This window comes from Actinocatenispora sera, from assembly GCF_018324685.1.
Classification (GTDB): domain Bacteria; phylum Actinomycetota; class Actinomycetes; order Mycobacteriales; family Micromonosporaceae; genus Actinocatenispora; species Actinocatenispora sera.
The window spans coordinates 6,771,590-6,798,218 of sequence record NZ_AP023354.1; the positions used below are offsets into that span (position 1 = coordinate 6,771,590).

The window sequence follows — 26,629 nt, forward strand, 5'->3', positions numbered from 1 at the left end:
TGTCGCGGTCGGGGATGTAGCGAAGCCCTTGCTATGACGGCGATCGACCAAGATCTGCTGTCGTCAGCAAGGGCTTCTTCATGTTGTTTTACCGTGCCGCGCTGCCGTTGTCATCTCAGACCCTGACCTTCGTGTCTGGACTCATCCGCCGCCATCGTCGGCAACTCGGCTCGCGGTGGCGGGCGCTGGATGCGGGGCAACAGGCGCTGCTGGTGCTGGTGTATCTGCGCAAAGGTGAACCGTTCACGCAGGTCGGGGCGGGTTTCGAGGTGTCCACAGCCACCTGCTGGCGCTACGTCAACGAGACGGTGGAGCTGCTGGCCGACCGGGCACCGAAGCTGCAGGCGGCGCTGAAGACCGCGAGGCGGGCCGGCATGGCCTACGTGATCATCGACGGAACCCTGGTCCCGATCGATCGGGTGGCCGCCGACCGGCCGTTCTACTCCGGCAAGCACCGGATGCACGGGATGAACCTGCAGGTGATCTCGGCACCCGACGGGGCCATCCTGTGGGTGTCGGGTGCGTTGCCCGGCAGCGTGCACGACACCGCCGCCGCCCGCATCTGGAACATTCTCGCCGCGCTACGCCAGGCCGGGCTGATCGCCCTGGGCGACAAGGGCTATCACGGGATCGGCGAGCCGGTGATCACTCCGTACAAGGGCAAGGGTAAACCCGAGTCTCAGAAAGCTGCCAACCGGGCGCACGCGAGGCTGCGTGGCCCCGGCGAACGCGCCAACGCCCAGCTCAAAACCTGGCGCATCCTGCGCAAGCTACGCTCCAGCCCCCACCGCGCCGGCCGACTCGCCAAAGCCATCCACGTCCTTCAAGACCACGAACTCGCAGCAGGATGAAAAAGGCTCATTGTTGCTGCCACGCCCCGCCCACAACCGAGTCAGGAGGATTCCTAATCTGCCAAATTTCACCTCGCATGAAACGAACCATTCCGCACCAAAATCTTACCTTAGGAGATGTCATGACCGTCGAGTTGAACCACACCATCGTGCCTGTCCATGACAAGGAGGAAGGCGCCGCGTTTCTCACCGCTATCCTCGGCCTGGAACCGCCACAACACGTCGGCCCGTTCGTCTGTGTGCGGACCTCGAACGGGGTGTGCCTTGATTACGACGACCGCTGGGAAGTTGTCAGCCACCATTACTGCTTCCTGGTATCCGACGATGCCTTCGACGCCGCCTTCGCCCGCATCGTGGCGGCCGATCTGGCATATAACGGCGCACCTAACGGCAGCCTCCCCGGCGAGATCTATCACTCGAAGACCGGAGGCCGTGGCGTCTACTTCTCAGACCCCGACGGACATCTGATGGAGCTCCTCACGGTCGACGTGTTCGGTCGCACAGCCGCAACGACGCGTGACACGTCGCAATGAGCACTGCGGTCGGCCGCGGGCGGTACGAATGAGACGCACAGAAGCATCAGTGTCTGGTGCGCTCCGCTGGCGACCAGCCCCGAGTCTTCGTAAGACCCTGCTGCTGGTTCATATCGCGGCGGCCGGTGCCTGGCTGGGCTTCGACCTCATGCTGGGAGTGCTCACCATCGCGATGCTCACCGCCGACCCGGCTTCAGCCGCCGCGGCGGCGGTGAGCATCAGAGCACTCGTTCCGTGGCCGCTGCTGATCGTCGGGCTGCTCACGCTCACCACGGGCATCCTGCTCGGTATCAGCTCGAAGTACGGACTCGTGCGCTACCGATGGGTGCTCATGAAGCTCGTGCTCAACGTCGTGCTCACCACGCTCGTACCACTCCTGCTTCTACCCGAGGCCACGACCATTCACGATAACGGTCGGGCCGCGCTCGAATCCGGTGCGGGGCCGCTCGCGCCCTGGTCGGCTCTGTTCCCGCCGACCGTGTCGTCCACCGCGGTGGCCGCCGCGATTGCGCTGATCATCGACCTTGAGCTTGTCGATCGCCACGGCGCTACCGTCCGCGCGCACGACCTTGGCGCTGGCGGGGAAGCTGTGGCGGCCGCCGGATCGTCCCTGGCTCGGCCGACTCGCCGGGATGGTCGTGCTCGTGACGGCGGACCCAGTTCCGCAGCGTCTCCGGGTTGACATCCAATTCTTTGGCGACATGCGCGATCGGCCGGTTCGACTCACGCACGAGCCGGACCGCCTCCTCACAAAACTCTGGGGTGAAAGAACTAATCCGTGCCACTACCTTTTCCCTCGTCTCCGTGTCAGGGGCTATCCTATTGGGTCCCTGTCCGAGAAACTCCGGGCACCTCAGGTAGTACAAACATCAAGCCTCATTCTTGATCGATCCCTAACGCCGCCTTCTCGTCACCCGCAGGCGTGTTTTCGATCCAGAACAGATCACCGGGAAGAACAGGATACGTGACTAATCCAAGCTTGATATCAATACGCGATTCCACTTCTAGAACCGATCCAGGCCAAGCTTCGAATCGGTCGCCCACAGTGTCGCCGACGCGGATTAGCCCATCGCGAAGTAGCTCCTTTACTGCCCTGATCCCAAGAGGCAGGGCCTCCCGTTCTTGCCGAGCCAACCACTCATCACGAGCTAAGGCGAGAGCTCCGACTGATAGACGATCGTCCTCAGGGTAACCATCCTGGACATGGTCGCCATACAAGGCTTCACGTGCAAAAGCAGCGATGTCAGCAACGTGGATCCAATCGTCGCTCCCGCAGGTCAGGATCTCTCGCTTGATGTACGCAACCCTAGGGTCCATCGATGTGCACCTTCCTCGGTCTGGTGACGCCGGGGAATCGATATCGACTGAGCCCTTTTCATCGTGGTGGGGATGTGTTGGGCCGCTGGGGATCGAGACGGGTTCGTGACCGAGAGGGGCGTGTCGCGGTCGGGGATGTAGCGAAGCCCTTGCTATGACGGCGATCGACCAAGATCTGCTGTCGTCAGCAAGGGCTTCTTCATGTTGTTTTACCGTGCCGCGCTGCCGTTGTCATCTCAGACCCTGACCTTCGTGTCTGGACTCATCCGCCGCCATCGTCGGCAACTCGGCTCGCGGTGGCGGGCGCTGGATGCGGGGCAACAGGCGCTGCTGGTGCTGGTGTATCTGCGCAAAGGTGAACCGTTCACGCAGGTCGGGGCGGGTTTCGAGGTGTCCACAGCCACCTGCTGGCGCTACGTCAACGAGACGGTGGAGCTGCTGGCCGACCGGGCACCGAAGCTGCAGGCGGCGCTGAAGACCGCGAGGCGGGCCGGCATGGCCTACGTGATCATCGACGGAACCCTGGTCCCGATCGATCGGGTGGCCGCCGACCGGCCGTTCTACTCCGGCAAGCACCGGATGCACGGGATGAACCTGCAGGTGATCTCGGCACCCGACGGGGCCATCCTGTGGGTGTCGGGTGCGTTGCCCGGCAGCGTGCACGACACCGCCGCCGCCCGCATCTGGAACATTCTCGCCGCGCTACGCCAGGCCGGGCTGATCGCCCTGGGCGACAAGGGCTATCACGGGATCGGCGAGCCGGTGATCACTCCGTACAAGGGCAAGGGTAAACCCGAGTCTCAGAAAGCTGCCAACCGGGCGCACGCGAGGCTGCGTGGCCCCGGCGAACGCGCCAACGCCCAGCTCAAAACCTGGCGCATCCTGCGCAAGCTACGCTCCAGCCCCCACCGCGCCGGCCGACTCGCCAAAGCCATCCACGTCCTTCAAGACCACGAACTCGCAGCAGGATGAAAAAGGCTCACTGTTGCGCCACCTGAAGTAGATCCGTTTCGCAATCCGACAACGGTCCCGTCCTGCAGTCGAACCATCGTTCCGTCGTAGCCATTAGGCATGATATCGGTCCCACCTTGCGACCACTTCTTGCCAACCGTCCTTACCGTTGACTGTTTTCCAGGATTGAGATCCTTCAGATCGTCGGCGATGGAGTCATTTCGCTCCGTTATGCGCTTCGGGCAGTGGACGATCGGGCAGACCTGGCCCGAAGCCGTCGTCCAAACATGCGTGATCCACCTGCTGCGAGCCAGTTTCCGGTATGCCGGCCGGCAGCACTGGGACGCGATCGCCAAGGCGCTGAAACCGGTCTACACCGCGGCGACCGAAGCCGCGGCCCAGGCACGCTTCGACGAGTTCACCGAGGTATGGGGGGCCAAGTATCCGGCGATCGTCAGGCTGTGGCACACCAGTTGGGCGGAGTTCGTGCCGTTCCTCACGTTCGACGCCGAGATCCGCACGATCGTGTGCTCGACCAACGCGATCGAGTCGGTCATTGCGTCTACCTCGCGGTGATGAGTCTGGACCCGACCGGCCAGGGCCGCAAACGCTGGACGGCTCGCTGGAAACCCGCCCTCAACGCTTTCGAGATCACCTTCGAAGGCCGCCTCGCAGCAGCACGGCGGTAAACCTCAACAACCCGAGTTACACCGTTCGTTTGACAGACCCCGACCCGGAGTACGAGACGTTCCCGCAGCTGATGCAGGTGCAGCTACCCGGTGTGCAGATCCTGGCCGACCCCCGGCACACGGTGAAACTGGACAGCGCACCGAAAGCCGCCTTGTGGCGGCGCCGAACACTCCAGGTGTTACGCACGTTGTCCGCCTATGTGCAGGCCAAACACGCCGCGCGAGCCGATGGCCGGCCGGCGGGAGCAGACCTGGCAACCCTGTTCAGCTTCGTGCGCTCGCAACAGCCCGGCGCGCTGATCAGCATGCGCGGCGTCGCACCGCGCGAGTCCGATGCCGTCGTGAACACGCCACGGCTTGCCGCGCACCGCTACTTCCCGGTACCGCCAGAAGTGGACCCGACCGGAACACTGATGTACGTCGCGCACATCGCCATCGGCTCCGGCCGCAACCTCGCCCCCCGCCTGTACTTCCACGACGACACCGACGGCCCCACCGGCCAGCTCTACGTCGGCTACATCGGCCCCCACCTACCCAACACCCACACATCCTGATCCTGCCCTTCGAGTCAGGACGACGATGCTGGGATGAGCGCGGTCATGCTCACCCCAGCATCCATTTGGCCGCCTATCCGAACCGACGCTGGTCGAGTCCACCGCCCCCGCTGAGGGTGGGGCCCACTGCACGCCGCTGACTCGGTCACCAATCTCATCGTCCACCACGGCCGGCAGTGCGACAGCAAACGGCACTTCCGGCGGTGCCAACCCGCGACAGTAGCCTGGCTAGCCGATCATTTCCCTCCGGCGGGCCGCCATGTCGAGCATCGATCTGCTGTCCGATCAGCAGACGCCCGGGCCGTCTGCGGCGTACCCAGACCGAAGGTCTAGACGAGTAAGTCCGGTCAGCCGAGATCTTGGGAACGAGGCCGAAGCTAGCGTGTTGGTGAGAAGCGCGGGAGGCCGTCGTGGATTATCGGTACAACTCGCCGCCTGGATGGCCGACACCACCGCCTGGCTGGCGACCACCGCCCGGCTGGCATTCTGATCCTCGATGGCCCGCACCGCCCCCGGGCTGGCAGTTCTGGATCCCGGTACGTCCAGACACAGCTGAGGCGGCAGCGCCCGAAAGCATTGCAGCGGTCCAGGAGACTCCCGCACCGATCGGCAGCGACCGGCAGGATGAACCGCCGCGCCGACTCGGCACCAGGAAGCGGCTGCGCGTTGCCGAGGAACGAAACAGCGACCTCATTGGTCAGGTAGCAAGTTTGACCGATGAGGTCGGTGTGCTCCGGGCACGCGTCGACCAACTGCGGGGCATGGACGCGGTGGCGCTGGAGGCCGAGACGGAGCGAGCCCGCGCGGAACTTGCGACGGTTCGGGGACAGATTGACGAAGAACGTCAGCAGGCTGACGAGCGGATACGACAACTACATCGCAAGGCCGAAGCTGACCGCGGCGCGGCGCAGGAATCGCTGCGCGACCTTCAGCGACAAAACCAGCTCGCGGCAGCGCAGCTTGCTCAGCTCCGAGCGCAGGTCGTAGAGACACAGGATGTGGCGATGCTGCAGGAGGCGGGGCTCTACGAGTTCCGGCATCGTCTGGCGGATGCCGTCGCGTACAAGTCTCGGCTGGAAGATCTCCGGGACCAGATCAAAACTGCTGTACGGGCTGGCGAGGCGGTCGAGTCGGCGACGGGCTGGATGGTCAATGGGTCGGCCAGCCAGGGGCGCAAGATGCTACGCGAGACCACGAAGCTGATGTTGCGCGCCTACAACGCGGAGGCCGATGCCTGCCTACGCACCATGCGCCCGCATCGCCTCGCCTCGTGCACAGACCGCCTCAGCAAGGCACGCGACACGATCGCCCGTCTCGGCTCGACGATGAACATCCACATCACCGAGCACTACCACCAGCTCCGCATCACCGAGCTCGAGCTGACCTCCGACTACCTCGCACAGGTGGAAGAAGAAAAGGAACGAGTCCGCGCTGAACGTGAGGCCGCCCGCGACGAGGCGGCGCTACGCCGCGAGATCGAACGCGAGAAAGCGAAGCTTGCCAAGGAAGACGCGCACTGGGCGAACGTTCAGGAACGAATGCATGCCGCGGGCGACACGATCGGGTTGTCCGAGGCCGAGGCTCGACGAGCGGAGATCGCGGAAGCGCTGGAGGATGTCGAGGCGCGAGCAGCGAATGTCCGTACCGGCTGGGTGTATGTCATCTCCAACATCGGCGCCTTCGGCCAGCGCATGGTCAAGATCGGCATGACACGCAGGCTGGACCCGACCGAGCGGGTCCGCGAGCTCGGAGATGCGTCCGTACCGTTCAAGTTCGACATCCACGCACTGATCTTCAGCTCGGATGCCGTCACCCTGGAGACCCGCCTGCACCAGGAACTCGCTCACCGCCGGGTCAATCAGGTCAACCTGCGACGAGAGTTCTTCTACGCCACCCCAGCCGAGGTGCGTGACCTGTTACAACGCATCGACGGGCAACATCTCCTGGACTTCACCGAAGACTGCGAAGCATCAGAATGGCGCGCAAGCCAACAAGCCGCAGCCGGGACGGAGTCTGCTCAGGGCTATCCGTCGGTGGCCGTGGGGTAGCACGCTCGCTGAAGTGGGTGGGCCGAGTAACCGGCTGGACCAGACCGCCAGCCCGGATCGCCTCGGCCACAGTCACAGGGCGGATCGCTGGGCTGAGCGTACGGCGAAAGTGGCACGAGGCTGAGATGGTCCCGGTGGGGGTTGGTGAGTGCTGCTGGACCGTGTGGATCTTGGTCCTATTCCCGGACCGGCCTTAAGTTCGATGAGTGGCGAAACGTGCGTTGGTGTGCGAGCACTGCGGTCGGCCGATGCCGTTGTTGAAGCGTTCAACCGCATTGTGGTGCTCCGATCGGTGTCGCGCGCGGGCATGGCGGCTGCAGGCTGCCCGCAACGTGCACACACCTAGAGACACAGCCTCGTGCCCAGAGTGCGGCGATTCGTGGCTACGGTCGGCGCACCGTTCAGACAAGCGGTTCTGTAGTCGCTCATGCGCGAAGAAGGCGGCCAGGAAACGGACTGACCAGTCGAGAGAACGGTAGCGCGTACGGTTTCTCGTACATTGACCTGCCTAAATGCCCGGCGAGGCTGTCAGCGGGGATGCGGAGCGCCGGAAACCGCATATCGTCCCGCTATCCTTGAAGGGCATGAGGCCGCACCTCTCGCGGCGCTCTCCCCTTCGGCATGAGCCCGACGATCGCGTCCTTCCAGCAACGCCAACGGCCTCGCAGGTCAAATGTCGGCAAACCCTGGGCAGTCCCGAACGCCAACCCCCGCCCGTTCGTCTGGATCGCCACCGCACGGTGAGATCCTCGCGAAGGTTCGCCTCGTCCATACCGGCGCCAACAGACTCACGAGACACTAGACCTGCTCAACGTCTATCAGTTTGAAGTACTCATCGAGCAGGTCGAACAGGATCGTCACGGCCTGTTTATCCTGTTCAGGCGTGAAGTAGCGAAGGTCCGGCAGTGAACCGTCCTCGTATATCTCGCATAGCACGAGGTGCGGCCAGTAAAGCTCAGGTCGCCCTTTCCCGCGAGGAACAAGCCAACCGTGAAACGACTTAAGGACGCTGTGACCAGAACCTACCTCATACCCCGTCAAGAATGCACAAGTTCCTTCATACGTCTGCCGCATCACATAAATGCCATGGAATTTCTTCAGCTTGGGAAAGAACTCAGGTAGTGACAACGTCATAATTCAGAATCCAAAATCGATGTCTTCCGCGTAATCAAAGCGCGTCTTGTACTCGTCAATTCCGATGCCCTTCGGATGCCACTGATCATAAACCTTGCCGTCCCGAACTACGACAGTGTGGTGGAACCAGGGCTCGTCAAGCTCGGGAGTTCCAGGGCCCTTCGGCCTGTATGGACCCATTGGTAGTTCTTTGCCTCCGGGCCCATAAAAGGTCTTGATTTCGCCACCATTTTGCTTCTTGAATTCGGCGGCCCATTCGTCACATCCAGAGTTATGGACGAGGACCGGGGCGATTCCAACCAGCACGTAGTACGTGTGGAGGTTGTGGATGGTCAGGTCGTAGGTGACGCCGGTGTTGGTGCGAGTGTGGGTGGCGGTGATGCGTAGTTTATGCCCGCCGGTGGTTTGCAGCAGGTCACCGGGTTTGAGGTGGCTGGCCGGTACCCATTGGTCGCGGCCGGCGTCCCAGAACAGATGTGTCGGTGTGGCCGACACGGTCTGTAGGCCGTGTGGGGCGGCGACGGTCAGTTCGACCAGGCGGCGGTCGTGGTGGGTGACGATGACTCGGTCAACGCGGTGCGTCTGACTGTGCTTGGCGCCGGGGGCGGCGTTGCGGATACGGTCACCAATCTTGATCTTGTCGATCGCCACGGCGCTACCGTCCGCGCGCACGACCTTAGTGCCGGTCGGAAAGCTGTGACTGTGACAGGCACCCGATCTACCACGGCCATCCCGCGGCGCCATGGCGCTTGATTTGCCACCGCGTGAATCGCCGCCGCGGGACTTGCCGCCGCGTCCTCTGCCACCTTCGTCCGCGCCTCCGCTAGCGCCGCCACCATCTACACCAGCCCCGGCTTCCCCGGCGCGTTGGGTGGCCTTGAAGTTGGCGATGTCGTCTTCTGAGGCGTAACTGCCGTGCTTGTTGACGAACTCGATCTCGTTGAGCCTCAGATGCATGCCCTGCATAAACGAGCCCGGGCCGTTCCCGCAGGTCATCACTTTCGAGGCCATCTCGGTGGCGCAAGTATCGATGGCCATCTGCAGCAGATCAGCCTCGGTCATCACCCCGTTCGGGTGGTGATACAGCCACAGCTGCATCCGCCGGTTGATGCCCCAGGCGAGCCATTCGGCATCCACGGTGTTGGGCACATCCAACGTCCCGCCGAGCGTGCTCGACCCGTCACCATTCCGCTGGACGGTGATCGATGTGTTGCCGACCGTGGTATTCCCCCAGTCTGGGTCGACCTCAGTCCTCCGGCATTTCTTGCCGCAGTAGCCGCCGTTATGGAGTGCGGCGGCTCGCGTACCGGACGGGTCGGTGTTGCTGACGGGTGAGTCGTTGGCGTAGGCGTAGCCGTTGGCCTGCTGTGCATCGGTCACGTCGACGATCGGGTCGGGGCTGATGAACCGTCCCAGGTCCGGGTCATACTCGCGGGCTCCCAGGTGCACCAGCCCGGTGGCGGGGTCGTCGACACCGGCGATGAAGCCGTGGGTGCCCGGCCACGTACCGCCGCCGTCGCCGCGGGGCTGCCCGAACGGGGTGTAGTAGCGGCGAGTGATGTTCCCGCTGGCGTCGATGGACTCCACGGCTGTGTTCTGCGCGTCGGTGGCCAGCAGTTGCACTCCGCTGGCGGTGCGCTGGGCGATCTGTCGTCCGGCGAAGCTGTAGTAGCGGGTGCCGGTGACGGCGCTGGTCGCGTAGTCCAAGCGCAGTTCCATGCCGGGTAGGTAGAGGGTGGCGTCGGTGGCGGTGTGCTGGACCAGGCGGTTGCCGTCGGTGTCGTAGACGTAGTTGGTCGAGTCGCCCGAGGATTGGCTGGTCGCGGTCGACAGCCGCCCGTCGATCGTCCAGTCGAGGGTTTGGGTGTTGCTGCCGATGGTGCGGGAGGTGGTGTTGCCGTCCGCATCGTAGGTGTAGCTGGTCGACTCGGTCAGCGCGCCCGAGGTGGTCGAGGTGGACTGCAGCGCGTGCGGCTGGGGCGAGTCGGGGTTGTAGGTGTAGGTGGTGGTGCTGTCGGTGTCGCCGGTGCCGGTGGCGTGGTCGACCAGCTGCGTGCGGTCCCCGGTGGTGTTGTAGCTGTAGGTGTGCCAGTAGGGTGCCACCCCGCCGACCGCGTCGCTGCTGGGTGTCGCGTCGCAGGTCGCGGTGTTCTGCGTCCATGCCTGGGTGAGGCGGCGCAGGTGGTCGTAGGAGAAGCATTGGGTGTCGGTGCCGTATTTGGACACGTCGGCGATGGAGGTGATGTCGCCGGCGTCGTTGTAGCCGTACTTCGCGTCGCGCGGTACACCGGGGATGTCTTGGACGTCGACCCGTGCTTCGGCCAGCCGGCGGGTGCCGTACTCGTACGAGTAGGTCTCCCCCACCTGTTTGCCGCCGGCTGACAGGACCAGCTGATCCAGTTGGTTGGTCGGAGAGTAGTGGGTGGCGGTGACGTAGGTGGACAGGCCCTTGGAGGTGATGGGCCGGGCGAGGTCGTCGTAGCCGTAGACGATCGCCTCGGCCGGCAGGTCACCGGCGGCCGGCGACCCGGTCGAGCGGACGGTGCTGTCCAGGTTGTAGGTGGTGTTGAACTGGTAGCTGCCGGCCAGTGCGCCTTCTGATTCCGGGATCGTGATGGTCTGCCGCAGCGGCTGGTAGAGGTTGTCGTAGGCGTTGACCTTTGTGGTGTAGGCGTCGCCGTTGGAGTAGCGGGTCGAGCTGGACAGGGTGCCCTTGGCGAGGGTGTCGTAGGTCCAGGTGGCGATCAGGTCACCGGTCGCCGAGCCGGAGTGTTCGGCGGTCTTGCGGTCCAGCCCGTCGTAGCTGTAGACGATCTTCTTGCCGCGGGCGTCGGTGGTGGAGACCAGCTGGTCCAGGTCGTTGTAGCTGTAGCTGGTCTTGCCGGAGTCAGGATCGTTTTGCTCGATCTCGCGGCCGCGCAGGTCGTAGCTGTGGCTCAACACCGACCCGGACGGGTCGGTGACCGTCGCGAGCTTTCCCGCCGCCGTGTAGGTGTAGGTGGTCGACTGGTAGGTGCCGGTGGGATCGGCGCCCAGGTAGGTGCGGATCTCGGTCTGCTGGCCGTGGGCGTTGCTGATGGTCGTGGTCGGGGTGCCGCCGGCCGGTGGGGTGACCGACACGCTGTTGCCGGTGTAGGAGTAGCTGGTGCGCCACTTCTCGGTCGCGGTGTCGGTGCCGGAACTACCGACCAGCCACCGCTCCGCCGTGAGCCGGCCGGCGCCGTCGTAGGTGTTGGCGTGTTGGGTTTCGACGTTGCCGACCTGGTCGACACCGAACAGCACGGTCGAGGGCGCTCCGGTGCTGTAGTAAGGGTCGTAGGTCTTGGACACCTTGCCGGTCGAGTTGTAGAAGGTGTCGGCGATCAGGCGTCCGCCGTCGGCGCCCACCTGCTGCGTCTGGCGTTCGCGCATCCACCCGTCGTAGAGCGTGTACGACCACGGGGTCTGCCCGCCGGCCGGAGTGATGTGCCGTGAGCCGACCGCGACGATGTCGCCCTCGGCGAAGCGGTAAGAATACTCGTAGTTCGGGCTGTTGGCGCCCATCCGGGTGTTGGGCAGCCACACCTTCAGCAGGCGCCCCAGCGCGTCATAGACCAGGTCGGTCTTCTTGCCGTTCTGATCGATCTGCTCGGTGGCCTGCCCGATCGTGGGATCGATCGTCGAGGTGATCGACTGCTCGGTCGAGGCGTCCCCGGCGACCGCGGGCGGGCTGGTCGTGATGATCTTCGTGGTCAGGCCGTGGGTTTCGGTGTAGGAGGTGGTCTCGGTGCGTCCGGCCACGTCGGTGCTGGAGATCTGCCGCCCGTATGCGTCGTAGGTGTCGGTGCCGGCCGATACATAGGTCGGTGTGCTGTCCGTGTAGGAGGCGATCTTCTCGGTCTTGGTCACCTCGCCGGTGGTGGGAGCCGCGTCCAACGTGTGGCCGTCGTAGTAGGTGCGCAGGTCGGAGAGCACGTCGTCCGGGCGGCTGGGCGTGGCGTCACAGGCGACCGCCACGGTCTCCACCCGCTTCGGGTAGGTCAGCATCCACGCCGTGGTGTTCTGCGCGTAGTCGATGCGGGTGCAGCGGTTGTCCGCGGCGGTGGAGGTGTCGCCGTAGTCGGTGGTCTGGGTGACCGCGCCGGTGGTCGTGTCGTGCGTCTCGTCGGTCTGGGTGTGCTGCCAGGTCCCGTCGGCCAGCGCGGTCCAGGACTCCGCCCCGGACGAGCCGGTCAGCTGAGCGGTCAGCGTGCCCCACGAGTAGGTGTGCGACGCGGTCGCGTGCGACCAGGGCTTGGTCACGGTCTTGCTGAGCACCGCGCCGCCGACACCGTCATGCTGGACGAGCTTGTACTGCAGCCCGGAGTAGGCGTCGTGATCGGTGAACGTGTCGCCTTCCCCGTCGTCGACGGACACCGACTTCTGCCCGCCGGTGGCGGATTGCCGGTCGCCGTCCATCCCGCGCAGGTAGAAGTGGTCGGTCTGGGTCTTCATGCCCTCGGTGCCGCCGGTCTCCACCAGCACCTGGGCGTAGCCCCGCCACTGCGACCAGCTCTTGTCCTTCTCCTTGACCAGCCCGTTCGGCTCGTCGTAGTGCCAAGCTCCGCCACCCTGGTAGTGATACTCGGTGATCTGGTCCGGGGATTTGCCGGTGCGGTCGGTCTGGATGACCTTGGTGGTCACGTACTTGTTGAACCAGTCGGTCTTCGACTCGGTGTAGCCGGCCGGCATCCACTTCACCGGATAGCAGCGGCGGGTGTTGGTCGCCGGGTCCGGCAGGTCGCCGATGGCGCAGTCCGGCTCGGAGTAGTTGACGTCCAGCTCGCCGCCGGACTCGTCGAACACCGACGACAGCCGGTACTTGATGAACGGCGGGATGTCGTCGGTCGGCGAGTCGATCCGGCTGGCCCTCTGCACGTAGTCGAAGGTCACCTTCGGCAGGGTGATCGCGGTGGCCCCGGCGGCCTTGCCGGTGTGCTGGATGGAGGTGAGCAGCAGCGACCGGTCGATGTCCGCCTCACCCCAGGTGTGGCCGAACGACCAGGAGTCGACGTCCTGGTAGCCGGCCCCGTCGGAGGTGATGAGCTGGGTGGTGACCGCGTCCAGGCGTTTGCGGGTCCAGAAGGTCGGGGTCGCCGAGCCGTGCCCGTCGGTGCAGTCCTGGCCCGAGGTGCAGTTCATGTCCCAGGGCACGTCGGGCCAGTAGTCGGGGTGCGTGCCGATCTGCGCGGGGTCGCAGTCGAAGGTGGCATCGGGGATGCAGCGTTCGACGTTGTCGAACAGCACCCGCGCGGGGGCCTTCGTCGAGTAGAGCGAATCCGAACGCTGCCCGTACTCGATACGGTCAAGATAGCCGCCCCGCACGTAGACGGTGCCCTTGGCCGGGTCCAGGTCCCGGCCGTAGTAGTTGGTCTCCTTGCCATACCAGTACGACATGGCGTTGCCGTGCGGGTCCACGACGTAGTCCAGGTTCCACCGCCACGCCTGCTGGCACCACGAGGAGTCGAAGTTGTCGCCGTGGCACGGCTCGCCGGAGTCGTTGCCGTACACCGGCTCGGTCCAGGTCGAGTCCGTGGTGGGGTCGTCGGTCGACCAGCCGGGCAGCCGGTTGCGGCCGAAGTAGTAGCGGGTGCCGTCCGGGGTGGTCGCCACCCAGTATTCGCCGTCGTCGTCGCCGTTGGTGCCGCCGGTCGCCTTCTCGAACCGGGTGCCGTCGTCGTCCTTGAGACGCCACGTACCGTCGGAATCGGGTATCAGCTGGCCGGAGTGGCCGTTCCAGTCCAGCGTCGCGTTGTCGTAGTCCCAGCAACGGTCGACCGGCTTGTTGCCGTACGGCCCTTCGGGAGCACCGTCGTCGGAACACGACTTGTACGAACGCTCGATGTAGCCGGGCCACATGTCGAAACCTTGGCCCAGCCAGGAGACCTGGTTGTTGGTCGCGGAGGTGGCGCCGTCGACGGCCCCGGACGAGTAGCCCAGCGCCAGGTCCGGTGTCACGTTGCCGGGCACCGCCGGTACCCGCAACGGATACGACCACGAGAAGGAACCGGTCTGGATGGACGTCTGCCAGCTCGACCCTGGCGACAGCGACGTCGCGCCGTAGTCGCCCTTCGCGCCGGACGACGACGACGCGAGCGCCAACACCGTCATGTCCTGTAACGCGCTGGTCCCGCTTGCCGGCTCGGCGGTCACCACCGCACTGACTGTCTGCTGCGAACCGTCGTTACGGCTACGCAGGTCAGTTGCCTTGCGGCACTTCGGGACGGTCGGCGTGGTCAACACGCAGGCCGGCAGCCGGGTCAGCCGCAGCCGTCCCGCATAGTCCCCGCCGTAGGCCGCAGCGAACCCCGAATAGTCGACCCGGACCTCAACACGTCCGGCGGTGTCCGCATCGGTGCGGCTCACGGTCAGCAGGACCCCGTCGACCTTCGCGTGCTTGGCCACCGTCCGCCCCAGCACGTGCACCCGCACGCTGCCGGCGGTAGCGGAGTGGCCGGCGGCGGGTTTGCCGACCTGCACGACGGTCTGCCCGGCGCGGCGCACCTGACCGGGCTCGTCTGTCCCGGTCCGCGATGCGTGCGCTGCGGTGGGCAGGCTTACTGTCGCCGTACCAGCTTTCGGCCAGACGACGGCGGGGTGCGCCTTCCCCTTCTTCACCAGCGGGTCGATACGCCGTGGTTTGACTTTCGACAGCGCGTGGCCGGCGACCGGGTGCTCCCGTTCATGCACGGTCGGCAGGCTGTGATGGTCCTCGGCCCGCACCGACGGCGCCTGCATCAGGTTACCTGCCAGCACCAGCGTCACGCTGGCCGCCGCCAGTACCAGCATGCGCCGCCGGACACGGCCCCACTTTCGGCCCACGAACATTCCGGCGTGTCTGCCGCTGCCGTCCATGTCTTCCCTCCGCCGCATCACGTGGTCGAAAGTCGCTCAGGTAGGGCCGTCGGCCGAGGAAGATCCCCGGACGATGGTTGGTCTTGTCGGTCGCTGTCAGGGGCCGGGCACGGTCGGCATGTCTTGACCCGTGGCAAGGACCTGGATCTGGTCCTCGGTCAAGACGCCCTCGAACGCCCACACGTCGTCGATCGCGCCGGACCAGTACCCGCTCCAGCTGCCGCCCTCCAGCGCCCGGCCGAGCTGGAAGTCTCCGCCGGCGTTGAAGCCGATCACGTTGCCGTTCCAGGAGTTCCGCGTGTCGGTCTGTTCGAGTTGGCCGTCGACATACAGGCGCATCTCGCGGGCGAACGCGTCGTAGACGATCGCGACGTGGTCCCAGCCGCCGTAGGGCTGGAAGATCGAGTTGTCGGCGGTGGTCTCGCTCGCGCCGGTCTCGTCGGCGCCGGGCATGACGATCCGGTAGCCGCCGGCCCCGTCGGCCGCGGCTGGGTCCAGGCACAGTTCGAATCCGGAGTTGACCGATCCGGCCTGAGAGAACACCGTCATCCGATGGTCGGGCATCGCGGCAGTGTCGACCCAACCGGCCACCGTGAAGCTGCCGCTGGTGTCCACGACGGGACCCGACGTGCTGGCGTAGTCGTCCTGCCCGTCGAGGACCAGAGCGCCCGGTGGATCTACCCAGCCTTCGCCCTGATCGATGTGAGCGCCGCCGGTCATCTGCGCGTGCAGGCCGTTCGGTCCGTCGTCGGCGGTTATCGCCGGCAACGATCCGTCCGCCAGCACCGCAGCCTGTGAACCGTCCAATGCGGTACCGAACAGTCGCAGGTCGTCGACGGCGCCCGGGAAGAACAGGCTGCGGTGGCCGTACCAGCCGACGCCGATCTGCACCACACCGGTGGCGTTCCACGGCTTGGTGTATGAGACGGTCTGCTGCAGCACACCGTTGACGTACAGCTTGATGTTCTTCGCTGATGCGTCGTACACACCGACCAGGTGGGTCCAGGTGTTTCCCGGCGGCGGTGAGTCCGACTGTGCCCGGTCCAGTGGCGCGCCCGAGGTATCGGACTCGTACCTGCCGAAGATCCAGCGGTCGTAGTACCCGGAGTAGTAGAGCTGGAAGCCCGAGGCGTTCGTGCCGTCCTGCGTGGCGATGATCGCCGAGCCTGTCGGCTTGGTCGACGGCAGCTTCGCCCACGCCGACACGCTGAAACTCTTACTGGTGTCCAGCACCGGGCCTGAGGTGGCCAGGTAGCCGTCGGTGCCATTCAACTGCACCGCACCGTCCACCTTGCCGGCCGCACCGAAGCTGACCCCTCCCTGCGCCCCGGCCGGGAACGAGCCTTCGGTGTCCTCAGCACGACTCGCGCCGGCCGCCTCGTTCATCTTCCAGTACGCCGCTGGGGCAGGCACCGCGTTACCGGAGTCATCGAGCCGCCACCGCGCCGCCACGACCGGCCGCTGGGTGTAGAGGTTCTGCGCCTCCGACCCCGTAATCAGCCGGTCGAACAGCTGCACGTCGTCGATGTCGCCGGAGAAGAACCCGTCACGAGACCCGTACCAGCCGGCTCCGATGAGCACGTCGCCCGTGGCCTTCCAGGGCGTGCCGAACGAGGTGGTCTGCTGCAAGACGCCGTTGACATACAGCGCGATGGTCTGCTGCACCGCGTCGTAGACGCCCACCAGGAGGTACCAGCGATCTCCTGTCGGCGCCGCCGTTGACTTGGCGCGGGTCAGCGAAGCGTCGGGCGAATCCGAGTCGTACCGGTTGAAGATCCACCGGTCGTAGGCCGACGAGTAGTAGAGCTCGAAGCCGGACTTGTTGGTCCCGGCCTGCGTCGCGATGATACCGGGATGGTTCGGCTTGTCAGCCGGCAGCTTCGCCCACGCCGAGACGCTGAAACTTGCGCTGGTGTCGACGGCCGAGCCGGAGGTTTCCGCGTATGCGTCGGTGCCGTTGAGTTGCATCGCCGTGTTCTGCACACCGTCGATGCCCATCGTGGCTCCGCCGTTCACGGTGGCCGCGAGGCTACCGTTCGCATCCGCTGCGGTGGTGGCGTTTGTCGGCTCGTCCAGTGCCCAGCGGTCGACGGCCGCCGCCCCGGCCTGCACCCGGAACATGTGCTGATAGATCGCGCTGGCGTTGCCGGCAGCATCGAATGCCTGGACCCGCAGATAGTTCAGCCCCACCTCCGACGGCGCCAGTTGCAGGGTCACCGGATTCTTGGGATCGGACGGAGTGACGCTGACATGCGCCCCGTCGTTCAGCCAGTACTGGTACTTGACGACGTCATCGGCGGTGGGCGTCACGGTAAACGTGCCGTACTTGCCGACCCCGTCGATCCACGGATCATCCGCATTGCTGGGATCAGACGCCGGATAGTCGGCCGAGTCTACCTTCGGCGGCGTCGGCACCGAGGTGTCGTACCGGAAGTAGCACGAGGTCGGTGAGCCACCGGAGTAACTCCACGGAGACCATTCGTACCCGTCGTATGCGCGGACCTCCCAGTGGATCGTTATCGTCTCCGACATCACGAAGCTGTCCGGGACCTGGACGTCGAAGGTGCCGCCGGACGCCTTCTTGCCCACCTTGCCCGAGTCCCACGAATGAACGGTCCCGTCCGCCTCCGTCCACGCCACCTTGAACTCGCCGTACAGCTGATCGCCGTCGGGGTCGGACAACACCGCATACAGCATCGGCCGCTGGTTGACCGCCGGGATGTCCGTGGACACGCAGGCCCCGCCCGGGCTCATCGACAGGTTCTTCATCCGCGGCTGATCAGGCGGTGCGTTGTAGTTCACCCGCAGATGGGCGCCGGACGCGAAGGTCTTCCAGTCCGACATCGAGGACTCCGAACTCGCCCGCAGCCCGAAAGAGATCGTGCCGTACCTGCGGGTGGCGGCGTCCTGCACCGCCGCGGTCACCGTCGAGTCTGCAAACTCCACCGGCGTCGACGAGCAGTACGAGACGTTACGGGTTTGCAGATAGGTCAACCAGTTCGAGTCCCCGGTGTGGTTGTTCCAGGTCACGTTGGAACCGAAGTGGGTCACCCGCCACAACTGGATGCCCTGGTCCGTGCCGCACTGGTAGGCCGAAGTCTCGTAACCGGTGAACGTTGCGCTGAGAATCTTCTTCCCCGCGAAGGTGCTCGCCGGGAACTGGTACAGCAGCCGCTTCCTACCGCTCTTGACACAACGCGCGTCCCACGAGACATCGCAATAGCCGACGCCCTCACTCCCACTGAACTTGTAGTACGACTCATCCGGCCAGGCCGCCGCGATCATCGCCCACTGCCCGGCCTTCGGCGTATACCAATGCGGGTCCACGTACACCGGATACTGCGTCGAGGAGTCGGCCAGCAGCTCCTGGTCCGGATGAAGCGTCAGCGTGGAACCGTCCATCGTCGTCGGCACCGGCGCCACGTGGCTCGCCCCACCAACATCGGTGCCCCCACCTGGCAGGCTCTGCGCCTTGACACCACCGTCTCGCGACCCATCGGTCGTGGGGCTGCTGGACGGTGGCGCCGAGTCCCACATCTGTGGTTGGTCCGCGACAAACACCGCGCCGCCCGCGCCCGTGTCGACCGCCGACAGTGAGCCGTCGGCGGTCACCGACACCGACAAACCCTGTGTGGCCACCGAGAACCGAAGCTGCTCCAGCGCCGGGTTCTGCGCGGCATCCGGGGTCTTGATCACCAACAGCTGGGAGAATCCCGCGGCGGTTGCCGTCAGACGAAAGTCCACATCGGGCAGAACGTTTTGGTAGGTAGCCACCGATCCGTCCACCGACGGGGCCGGCAAACTCATGCCCGGCCACGACAACGACATGCGCCGTCCGGCCGTTGCCATCCGGACGAACGGCCCCGTGCCCCCACCGGAGAACACCAGATCCGGCACCACCGCAGCCGGCGACACCGACCCGTCAGCCGACACCTGCAACGTCGTGTCGATGCTCGCCCACTGGTTCCCGCGCCTCACCCGCACCGGCTGCGTGTGCTGCACGGCCGTCATCGAACCGTCCGGGTCGGCGTACGTCTCGCTGCTGATCCCCCGCAGCGAGGTGACCTCGACTTCCTTGCCGGACGACCGGGCCTTCGCCCGCGCATCCGCCACCGACGCTGTCCCCGACGTGTCTACACTCTCGGCGCTGTCGGCGGTTTTGTGCGACGGGGCCGCCTGCGCCGAGTTCGCCAGCGGCACCAGCGCTGCCACCAGCGCAGCCGCACTCACCACTGCGGCGGCACGCAACCGACCCATCGACCACAGTCCGCCCGAAGCACCACCGAACCTGCGCATGCCGCCTCCATGCCTGGCCATGACGCAGCGCCGCAGCCGTCACGCAACGGCAACGCAAAGGTCAAGGGTTAACAGACGCTGAGAAATCTCTGACAGCGGCAAGGACAGTAGAGAACACGCCGAGTCGACACAAGGCTCCGCCAAGTAACGATGACTTACCGCACAGCCCAGTAACAAAAATGGAACCGGCAATAGTGTGCAGATCAACACCATCGGCTCGAATCAGCATCGAAGAAATGACCCGAAAGGCCGATTGACGCGCCGACAGGACCCGCCGTTGCGGCGGCGAAAGCCCGCGGGAGCGCCGCGCTGCGGAGACGAGGAACCGTCACGGACGGCACTGATGCACGTCCGCCCGGGCCCACCCAGAGGCTGCGTTCGGACTCTTGGCGCTAATGCTGCACGTGTCGCCGCACGCAAACTGCGCGGCTCGGGAGCGGAGCGGCTCGGGAGCGGACTGGGGTTGTCCCGTAAGTCAGCGGAGGCGCTACTGCCCGCGGGGCGGGCGAGTTGACCGTAGGACGACGGGCGTAATCAGCTCGGCAGGCGGCTCGCTATCGGCGCCAGCGCAGCGTTCGAATCGCGATAGCCGTGTGTGATTTCTGACGGCCATCAACGAGGTGCGCGTCTCGCCCATCGTACGCAAGCGGAAGGGGCACGCGTTGATCTTCTTTCTTGCGCCGTACAGATGAAGCATCGCGTCCAAGCGGCTTCCCGACCATGCCACGGAGTTGCCCCTGCCCCACCCTCGCCGGGTCGGATCTGCACGCGGTGATGCGTGGTGCGCCGTACGCCGTTACCTGTGCGCCGTGCTGGGCTGCCATGTGGCTGGGGGAATTGAACCCCCGCACTGCCCGCCGTGCGTCCAGGAGGGGCCGGTTTGACCGCCGGCCACGGCTTCGTGCACGCCTCCGAACGGCTACCTACACCTCCGTGGACGGTCAGTCGATCAGGTCGACCTCCCAGTTCGCCCGCTGGATCAGAGTGTCGACCGCGCGAATCTCGCGGGCCAGCCGATCGGCCTGACCACGCAGGTCGGCGACCGGTAGCGCCGAGAGCATCAGCAACTCGGACCGCAGCTGCCGACCGGCGCCGCGCCGGTCCGCGCCGGCGGCCGCGTCCGCCGGGGCGGTGAGCAGCGAATGCCGGAGCCGCAACACGTCGCGCCGGGCCAGCGCGTCGGTGACCGTGGCCCCGTCATCGAGCCGGGTGGCCGCGTTGGTCGCGTTGATCCGGCGGATCAACGCCTCCAGCTCGTCGAGCACCCGCTCGGACTCGGCGAGCAACTCCGCCGCGTTCTCCGGTGGAGTCTCACCCTCCTGATACCGCGCCGACCCGATGATCCGGGCGCGCAGCTGGCTGACCCGGCGGACCGCCTCAGCGCGTTCGGCCAATGCCTCAGCAAGCTTCACGGGACCTCCTCGGCTACGGGTGTCCCAGTATGCAGCCGGGCGTGCTCGCGCCGGGCGAGCACCCCGGCACCAAGCAACCGACACCGACCGGCGCGGGGCGGCGGTGGTGCCCGCCGCATCACCGGGTGGGCGGCTGAACCAGCCGCGGCCTCAGCCGGCGGCCAAGTTGTCCTGCTGGCCGCTGTCCTCGCGGCTTCCGCCGCCATCGGGCTGGCCGCTCAAGCACTGGGATCGGCCCTTGAGCGCCTCATCCTCGCCTCGGACTGGCGTGTGTGGCCGGCCCCGATACGCCACCTTGCCGGCCGACTCGTGAACCACCGACGCACCCGTTGGAACGCCGCCGCCACTACCTACCGGGGACTGCGCGAGAGCGCCGCCAAGGCCCGAGCCGCAGGAAGTCGTACCGACCGACCGCCCGCTACAACGCGCTACATGCGATGACCAGCATCGCCACCCAACAACCGGACCGGCCGACCTGGAGCGGCGATCGCTTGCACGCCACCGCCGTGCGGCTCAGGCGTGACCGACACCTAGACCTCGCCACCCTCTGGCCGCACCTGTGGCTCACCCTGCCCGAACCTGTCCGAGCCGAAGTCACCACCGCCCGCCAAGCCCTCACCCGCACCACCACCCTCGCCGGCTGGGCCCTGCTATACGCACCCCTGGCGTTCTGGTGGTGGCCAGCCGCACCGGTCGCCCTTCTTCTCGCAGCCATCGCTCGCAGCCGCATACGCTCTGCCGCCGACACCTACGCCCTACTACTGGAAGCCACCGTCATCGTGCACACCGGTAACCTCGCTCGGCAGCTGGGTATCGACCACACCGGGCACTCACAGCCAAGGCCGGCGTCGCCGTCTCCGCGGCGCTGCACCGGACTCCTCCTTGGCAGGAGGAGCCGCCAAGCACGCCGTCTTTGGGCAACTGACGGTCGGACCGGCGGTCGGCGGCGGGAAGGCGCTGCGGAACCCGATAATGCGGGCCATGGGATTTTGGGGAACCTTCCTCGTGGCGCGCAGCGACCGGCCGCTTCCCGAGCTGGACGGCGTACGGGAGCTGGCCGAGCACCTCGGTTGGCACGGCGTCGGACGGGACGGTTGGCAGGCGGTTCAACTCCACCGGGCCCCGCAGCACTGGCAGCTTCCGATGACCGGCACGGACGGCCGGGAACAGCTGCTGGAGTCGCTGCAGTCGCAGACCGGCTGGCCGGTACTGGCAGGTATCGTGGCGGCCAGCGACGGCGCCCAGGTGGTCGGCTACAGCCCCAGGGCGGGCCGGTGGAGCGGCTGGCTGATGCTGGAGCGTCTGGTCGACTATCTCGGCTCGCCGTACACGGACTGCCTTGCGGTGGAGGAGGACGAGGAACTGCCCGACGACGACGAGTTCTGGCAGGACCGCTACTGTGAAGCGTGCCGCCCGCTGTACGAGTTGGCTCCGGCACCCAGTATCGCCGCACCGCGCGCCGTGGCGTGGGCGAAGGAGGCGGGCTGCGCACCGAACGTCGAGGCGGTGGAGGCGGCGCTCGACGGCGGTGATGTCTTCGCGGAGGACCAGTTCTTCACGCTGCTGACGACGCTGGGGCTCCCCGTGCTGACCCGCTCGAACAGCACCGACGAATCATCATGACACCGGCTCGTGCCAGGCGCGCCAGCCTGGCCGCGAGGCATCGCCGACAGCGACGGCCATGGTCGCAACCGCCTGCGTAGCGGAGCGAGTCACTGAACCGTCAGCACGAGCGACGGTGCTGGGCGAGCGCGCCGTGGCTGGGATCAGTGGTCGGCGGCACGCAGGATCGCGGCCTTGAGCTGTTCATAGGTCGCCTTCTGCGGCTGCACTCGACTCACCAACGCGGACAACGTGATCGTCTGTTGGTCGCCCAGCACGGTGTCCAACCGGGCTGTCCGGGCGATGTAGAAGTCCCAGTACGACGTGTCGAGGGTCAGATCGTCGCGGACTGCCTGCGGTTGGTCTCGGGCGGTGAACACGCAGAATACGTACACGTCTGCGCCACGCGACGCGATCTGCGCCGAGGTGTTGGTGGAGTAGTCCCAGCTCTTCTTGCGGGCCACATCGAACTTGATGACCGAGGGGCCGGTCTGTGGCCAGGTCTGCAGGTAGGCGCCAGTCTTGACCTCGACCCGCAGCCCGTCGACGGTCGCCAGGTCGACGGCGTCCCACTCGCGGCGGGCGGCGCCGTCGACACAGCCCAACGCGCGGCCGACCAGGTACTCGGCGAATACCCCACGCAACGAGTTGCCGAGCAGATCGGAGCTCGACCAGGACCAGAAGTCCGCCAGCGTGGCGCCGGTCGGACCATCGGCGCCCATGATCGGCTCCGTTCCTGTCCGTGGCGAGATCGGAACGATGCCGAGGTCGAACTCGATGGTCATGTTGCCTCTCCGATTCGTGGTCCGGTCATTACTATCACCGCTCCTGCAGCAGGAGCATCCGAGCTGTGCTACGTCTCGTTGCGGGCGGATGGTTTCGCGTCGCGCTGGTCGAAAGAAGTCGATCGTGCTACTTACGTTGCGGTGAACCGAGCACCGCACCGATGAGAGCGATGAGTGCGGCGAGCACGGTAGCGGGGATGTGTGCACCGGGAACGTGCCACATACCGATGGCCAGAGCTCCCGCGGCAACAACCGCCCCGACCCGGATCATCAGCTGGCGATGAGCCGGCGGTGGCGTCGACAATGATGCGTTCGTGTTGGCAGCGGCGAGCATCGTCTGGCTGCATGTGTCGGTACAGACCAGCCGCTGATGGTGGCCGTCGCAAGCAGCGGGGACAGGTGCTTGCGCAGCTCGCTGCGGGTTGCCATGCCGAGGCGGAAGTCGCGTTGCCGGTCAGCAAGATCTCGAGCGGCGTGCAATCCAGCCGTCTCGAGGGCACGCCGGTTGGCTGGTCCCCACGCATCGCTGCGACGCGTGGTGTGTCGGATGCGTCGTTCCACCTCCGACAAGCGCCTGGTAATGGCTTCCCGGGTTTCGTTGCCGCCATGAGGCGACAGCCTCATGGCGGCAAGTGCCTTGACGATCGAGTGGACGAGCGCGTCGCTGCTGGAGCCGCGCGTGAGGATGTTGTCCACGACGACCACGAGGCCGGACCCACCGGCCATCACCGCCAAGGCAAATAGGGCGGTCGCGTACCAGGCGTGGTACTGGCGCAGCTGCTCCCACGACCCGGGACCATGGCGATGGCGAACACAAGGGGGAGCGTCATGTTGATCAGGAGTCGGACGCTGATACCCGCCGACCGGGCCTGATCACGGATGATGGCTGTCTCAACCGACTCCCGATTTCTCTTCGCAGCGGGAAGGTTGGCCGCAGCGATCAGTCTCTCTCGGCTGCCCTCGCCGTACGTGCGCACGAGCGACAGCAGCAGCCGGTTGTTGAGCAGGATCACGCCTAACATCAGGGTCATCGGGATCGTGGCCATTGCCCAGGTAGCGATCATCTCAGCGAGGACAAGCACAGCCTCATCTCCTTCAAACAGCCCGGCCTGCCTGTATCAGGGTCGGTGACGTCAGAACAGTGAGCCCTGCGTTGGCCGGTGCACGGTCGGCAGCTCAGAATGTGGCGGGGCCGCGAGCCGCCCGACCGTGCTCGTCGCGCGCCGGGTCGCGGTCGGGCCGCGGTAGAGGGGGTTATAGCCCAGCAACCTGATCCTGTCGCGATCTGTGCTCCTGAGTTGTTCGTGGTTGGACTTGGGGTACAGCAACCCCAGCGGTGCGGCCGGCGGCGCATTGAGGTAAGCCGCCCGCGCACATCCGGTCAGGTGAAGGCAACGATCGATGGTGCTGTTGCAGATCTGGCACAGCATTCCGCGGACTCTGCCCGTGAAGTGGTCATGATCGACGATCACAGCGAACCGCCGATGACAGGCCTGGCAGGCGGTCCCAAACTCAGCGAGTAGCCGACGGCGGATCTGCGCCAACCGCTTGGTTCCTGCCACGTGAGCAGGCCACTGTAGGTGGGCGCCCTCGGGGCAGCGGCGGCGTGGTGGCACCAAGTCTGGCGTGGTCACCTTGCCGGTCGGATGGACACGCCACGACACCGTCCGGTCTCCGCGCCGATCAGCAGTAAGAACCATCGCCTCGCCCCACGCCCAACTCGGCGGTTGGATCCGGTACTGGTTGCCGTCTGACCACCAGGAACACCATTGCTTGTGCACGACACCGGCTGGATTCTTGCCCCGACGGACCCCGCCGCATACCAGCGTCGTTCCGCGCTGCAGGTGATAGCGGCCGTCATCACCTTCCACGGCCAGCAGATCGAAGTCCACGACCTCCCATGGTTCGGCCACGTCCGTCAGGCACGACGTGCCGAGCTGGTCGCGGATAGCTCGTTCTATGCCGTCCGCGTCGTGGTCCAGGATCAGCTGCCACACGACACTGAGACGCCGATGCTCCGGCATCTGGCCCAGCAACGGCCCCACTGGAAAGCCCACCGATGACACCTCCGCCATCCATGCCTAAGACTCCGTGACGGATCGACGACCCACCGTACTAACGCGGTACGACAGAAATCCGCGACGCCTGCCCTGGAGCCGCGCCCGGAGGATTCTGGCGGGTGCGCCTCCGCGTCGCCGTGTATATCGGCGGTGCACCGTGGCGAACGGGACTGTAAGACGTTCGGTGTAACTCCCGATCATGGAAGTGACATCGATGACCGAGATGATGTCTGGTATGGACAACACCGACGATCCGACACGGGCGGCTGGCCTGGGCGGGCTGGATGAGCAGCTGATTGATCAGCTGGTCGATCGGGCCAAGGCCGGTGGGCTGCAGCTGACCGGGGAGGGCGGGCTGCTGGCGGCGCTGACCAAGCGGGTGCTGGAGTCGGCGTTGGAGGGCGAGATTACCGACCATCTGGGCTACCAGGCTCACGATCCGGCTGGTCGAGGTAGCGGCAACTCCCGCAACGGCGTCCGCAGCAAGACCGTGCTCACCGAGGTCGGTCCGGTCGAGCTGGATGTTCCTCGGGACCGCAATGGCAGTTTCGAGCCGAGGATCGTGGCGAAGCGACAGAAGCGGCTGTCCGGGGTCGATGAGATGGTGATCTCTCTGGCGGCCAAGGGATTGACTACCGGCGAGGTCCAGGCCCATCTGGCTGAGGTGTATGGGGCGCAGGTGTCACGCCAGACGATCTCCACGATCACCGACAAGGTGATCGAGGGCATGGTCGAGTGGCAGAACCGGCCGCTGGATGCAGTGTATCCGGTGGTGTTCATCGACGCTATCCACGTCAAGATCCGTGATGGTCAGGTTGCGAACCGGCCGATCTATGTGGCGCTGGCGGTCACCTGCGAGGGCAACCGTGACATCCTCGGGCTGTGGGCCGGTGACGGCGGTGAAGGCGCCAAGTACTGGCTGCATGTGCTCACTGAGCTGAAGAACCGGGGCGTGGCCGATGTGTTGATGATGGTCTGCGACGGGCTGTCCGGGCTACCGGAAGCGATCGCCAGTGTGTGGCCAGCCACGGTGACGCAGACCTGCGTGGTGCACCTGCTGCGCAACAGTTTCCGTTACGCCGGCCGGCAGCACTTCGACGCTATCGCCAAGGCGCTACGGCCGGTCTACACCGCGCCCACCGAGGCCGCCGCGGCCGAGCGGTTCGCCGAGTTCACCGAGGCGTGGGGCACCCGATACCCGGCCATCGTCCGGCTCTGGGAACGCGCCTGGGCCGAGTTCGTGCCGTTCCTGGCGTTCGACCCGGAGATCCGGCGGGTGGTCTGCTCGACCAACGCGATCGAGTCGGTCAACGCCCGGATCCGTCGCGCTGTGCGGGCCCGCGGGCACTTCCCCAACGAACAGGCCGCGCTCAAGTGTGTCTACATGGCGGTGATGAGCCTGGACCCGACCGGCATCGGACGCAAACGCTGGATGATGCGGTGGAAGCCCGCACTCAACGCGTTCGACATCGCCTTCGACGGCCGTCTGGCCGCCGGCAAGAAGTAACCCACCCAACCCTGAGA

17 protein-coding genes and 2 pseudogenes are annotated in these 26,629 nt (G+C 65.9%); 9 read left to right on the forward strand and 10 right to left on the reverse strand.

Going from position 1 to position 26,629, the window contains the following annotated elements; genetic code table 11:
• Positions 1-80 precede the first annotated feature (80 nt).
• From Asera_RS31815 to Asera_RS34140, 3 genes are all read left to right on the forward strand, one after another.
• The gene (locus tag Asera_RS31815) at positions 81-851 is read left to right on the forward strand and encodes an IS5/IS1182 family transposase (protein WP_030450047.1); all 771 of its coding nucleotides are present in this window, start codon (positions 81-83) and stop codon (positions 849-851) included.
• A 122-nt stretch (positions 852-973) separates the two neighbouring features.
• A complete protein-coding gene (locus tag Asera_RS31820; RefSeq protein ID WP_051803142.1) occupies positions 974-1,384 on the forward strand; it encodes a VOC family protein in 411 nt (136 codons plus the stop codon).
• A 49-nt stretch (positions 1,385-1,433) separates the two neighbouring features.
• Complete coding sequence (locus tag Asera_RS34140) at positions 1,434-2,066, forward strand: hypothetical protein (RefSeq protein ID WP_244844119.1); 633 nt, start codon at positions 1,434-1,436, stop codon at positions 2,064-2,066.
• Between the two features lie 13 nt (positions 2,067-2,079).
• Here the strand turns inward: Asera_RS34140 and Asera_RS34145 are convergent.
• Together Asera_RS34145 and Asera_RS31830 are read right to left on the reverse strand one after the other, a co-directional pair.
• Positions 2,080-2,169 (reverse strand): annotated as a pseudogene (locus Asera_RS34145) (hypothetical protein); the annotation flags it as partial.
• Positions 2,170-2,260: 91 nt separating this feature from the next.
• Entirely contained in the window at positions 2,261-2,701 is a 441-nt protein-coding gene (locus tag Asera_RS31830; protein WP_157035261.1) for a hypothetical protein, read from the reverse strand.
• 201 nt (positions 2,702-2,902) lie between these two features.
• On the opposite strand from Asera_RS31830, the gene Asera_RS31835 reads away from it, so the two are divergent.
• The 4 genes and pseudogenes from Asera_RS31835 (at position 2,903) to Asera_RS31850 (ending at position 6,943) form a co-directional block, all read left to right on the forward strand.
• Positions 2,903-3,673 (forward strand): IS5/IS1182 family transposase, encoded by a 771-nt coding sequence (locus Asera_RS31835; protein WP_030450047.1) that lies wholly within the window; start codon positions 2,903-2,905, stop codon positions 3,671-3,673.
• A 231-nt stretch (positions 3,674-3,904) separates the two neighbouring features.
• Positions 3,905-4,341: pseudogene (locus Asera_RS31840) on the forward strand (transposase); the annotation flags it as partial.
• A gap of 71 nt (positions 4,342-4,412) precedes the next feature.
• On the forward strand, positions 4,413-4,895 hold the full coding sequence (locus Asera_RS31845) for a hypothetical protein (protein WP_157035245.1): 483 nt from the start codon (positions 4,413-4,415) through the stop codon (positions 4,893-4,895).
• Between the two features lie 710 nt (positions 4,896-5,605).
• Complete coding sequence (locus Asera_RS31850; RefSeq protein WP_244844121.1) at positions 5,606-6,943, forward strand: SNIPE associated domain-containing protein; 1,338 nt, start codon at positions 5,606-5,608, stop codon at positions 6,941-6,943.
• A 798-nt stretch (positions 6,944-7,741) separates the two neighbouring features.
• On the opposite strand, the gene Asera_RS31855 is transcribed toward Asera_RS31850, so the two are convergent.
• The 4 genes from Asera_RS31855 to Asera_RS31870 all read right to left on the reverse strand — a co-directional run bounded on the left by Asera_RS31855 (position 7,742) and on the right by Asera_RS31870 (position 20,658).
• The gene (locus Asera_RS31855) at positions 7,742-8,077 is read right to left on the reverse strand and encodes a hypothetical protein (RefSeq protein WP_157035244.1); all 336 of its coding nucleotides are present in this window, start codon (positions 8,075-8,077) and stop codon (positions 7,742-7,744) included.
• Positions 8,078-8,080: 3 nt separating this feature from the next.
• On the reverse strand, positions 8,081-14,884 hold the full coding sequence (locus Asera_RS31860; RefSeq protein WP_051803121.1) for an RHS repeat-associated core domain-containing protein: 6,804 nt from the start codon (positions 14,882-14,884) through the stop codon (positions 8,081-8,083).
• A 162-nt stretch (positions 14,885-15,046) separates the two neighbouring features.
• Complete coding sequence (locus Asera_RS31865) at positions 15,047-19,246, reverse strand: LamG-like jellyroll fold domain-containing protein (RefSeq protein WP_169745937.1); 4,200 nt, start codon at positions 19,244-19,246, stop codon at positions 15,047-15,049.
• A 941-nt stretch (positions 19,247-20,187) separates the two neighbouring features.
• Positions 20,188-20,658: a DIP1984 family protein gene (locus Asera_RS31870; RefSeq protein WP_030449965.1), complete on the reverse strand. Its 471-nt coding sequence runs from the start codon at positions 20,656-20,658 to the stop codon at positions 20,188-20,190.
• Positions 20,659-21,639: 981 nt separating this feature from the next.
• Between Asera_RS31870 and Asera_RS31875 the strand changes: the two genes are divergently transcribed.
• Positions 21,640-22,281, forward strand: coding sequence for a hypothetical protein (locus Asera_RS31875; RefSeq protein WP_157035243.1), 642 nt, complete (start codon positions 21,640-21,642; stop codon positions 22,279-22,281).
• Between the two features lie 143 nt (positions 22,282-22,424).
• Here Asera_RS31875 and Asera_RS31880 read toward each other — a convergent pair whose 3' ends face one another.
• The 4 genes from Asera_RS31880 to Asera_RS31895 form a co-directional block, all read right to left on the reverse strand.
• A complete protein-coding gene (locus Asera_RS31880) occupies positions 22,425-23,045 on the reverse strand; it encodes a hypothetical protein (protein ID WP_030449963.1) in 621 nt (206 codons plus the stop codon).
• A gap of 270 nt (positions 23,046-23,315) precedes the next feature.
• On the reverse strand, positions 23,316-23,741 hold the full coding sequence (locus tag Asera_RS31885) for a hypothetical protein (RefSeq protein WP_212804776.1): 426 nt from the start codon (positions 23,739-23,741) through the stop codon (positions 23,316-23,318).
• A 29-nt stretch (positions 23,742-23,770) separates the two neighbouring features.
• The gene (locus Asera_RS31890) at positions 23,771-24,127 is read right to left on the reverse strand and encodes a hypothetical protein (RefSeq protein WP_212804777.1); all 357 of its coding nucleotides are present in this window, start codon (positions 24,125-24,127) and stop codon (positions 23,771-23,773) included.
• Positions 24,128-24,178: 51 nt separating this feature from the next.
• Entirely contained in the window at positions 24,179-25,102 is a 924-nt protein-coding gene (locus Asera_RS31895; protein WP_169745936.1) for an endonuclease domain-containing protein, read from the reverse strand.
• Positions 25,103-25,340: 238 nt separating this feature from the next.
• Here Asera_RS31895 and Asera_RS31900 point away from each other — a divergent pair, with 238 nt between their 5' ends.
• Positions 25,341-26,612 (forward strand): IS256 family transposase, encoded by a 1,272-nt coding sequence (locus tag Asera_RS31900; RefSeq protein ID WP_212804791.1) that lies wholly within the window; start codon positions 25,341-25,343, stop codon positions 26,610-26,612.
• The last annotated feature ends 17 nt before the right edge of the window (positions 26,613-26,629 follow it).

Excerpts from the sequence above, each read along its gene's own strand:
- Asera_RS31830 (WP_157035261.1), bottom strand. The coding sequence starts at position 2,701 with ATGGACCCTAGGGTTGCGTACATCAAGCGAGAGATCCTGACCTGCGGG.
- Asera_RS31900 (WP_212804791.1), top strand. The coding sequence starts at position 25,341 with ATGGACAACACCGACGATCCGACACGGGCGGCTGGCCTGGGCGGGCTG.
- Asera_RS31815 (WP_030450047.1), top strand. The coding sequence starts at position 81 with ATGTTGTTTTACCGTGCCGCGCTGCCGTTGTCATCTCAGACCCTGACC.
- Asera_RS31880 (WP_030449963.1), bottom strand. The coding sequence starts at position 23,045 with ATGACCATCGAGTTCGACCTCGGCATCGTTCCGATCTCGCCACGGACA.
- Asera_RS31855 (WP_157035244.1), bottom strand. The coding sequence starts at position 8,077 with ATGACGTTGTCACTACCTGAGTTCTTTCCCAAGCTGAAGAAATTCCAT.
- Asera_RS31845 (WP_157035245.1), top strand. The coding sequence starts at position 4,413 with ATGCAGGTGCAGCTACCCGGTGTGCAGATCCTGGCCGACCCCCGGCAC.
- Asera_RS31860 (WP_051803121.1), bottom strand. The coding sequence starts at position 14,884 with ATGCTGGTACTGGCGGCGGCCAGCGTGACGCTGGTGCTGGCAGGTAAC.
- Asera_RS31875 (WP_157035243.1), top strand. The coding sequence starts at position 21,640 with ATGGGATTTTGGGGAACCTTCCTCGTGGCGCGCAGCGACCGGCCGCTT.
- Asera_RS31820 (WP_051803142.1), top strand. The coding sequence starts at position 974 with ATGACCGTCGAGTTGAACCACACCATCGTGCCTGTCCATGACAAGGAG.
- Asera_RS31835 (WP_030450047.1), top strand. The coding sequence starts at position 2,903 with ATGTTGTTTTACCGTGCCGCGCTGCCGTTGTCATCTCAGACCCTGACC.
- Asera_RS31865 (WP_169745937.1), bottom strand. The coding sequence starts at position 19,246 with ATGCGCAGGTTCGGTGGTGCTTCGGGCGGACTGTGGTCGATGGGTCGG.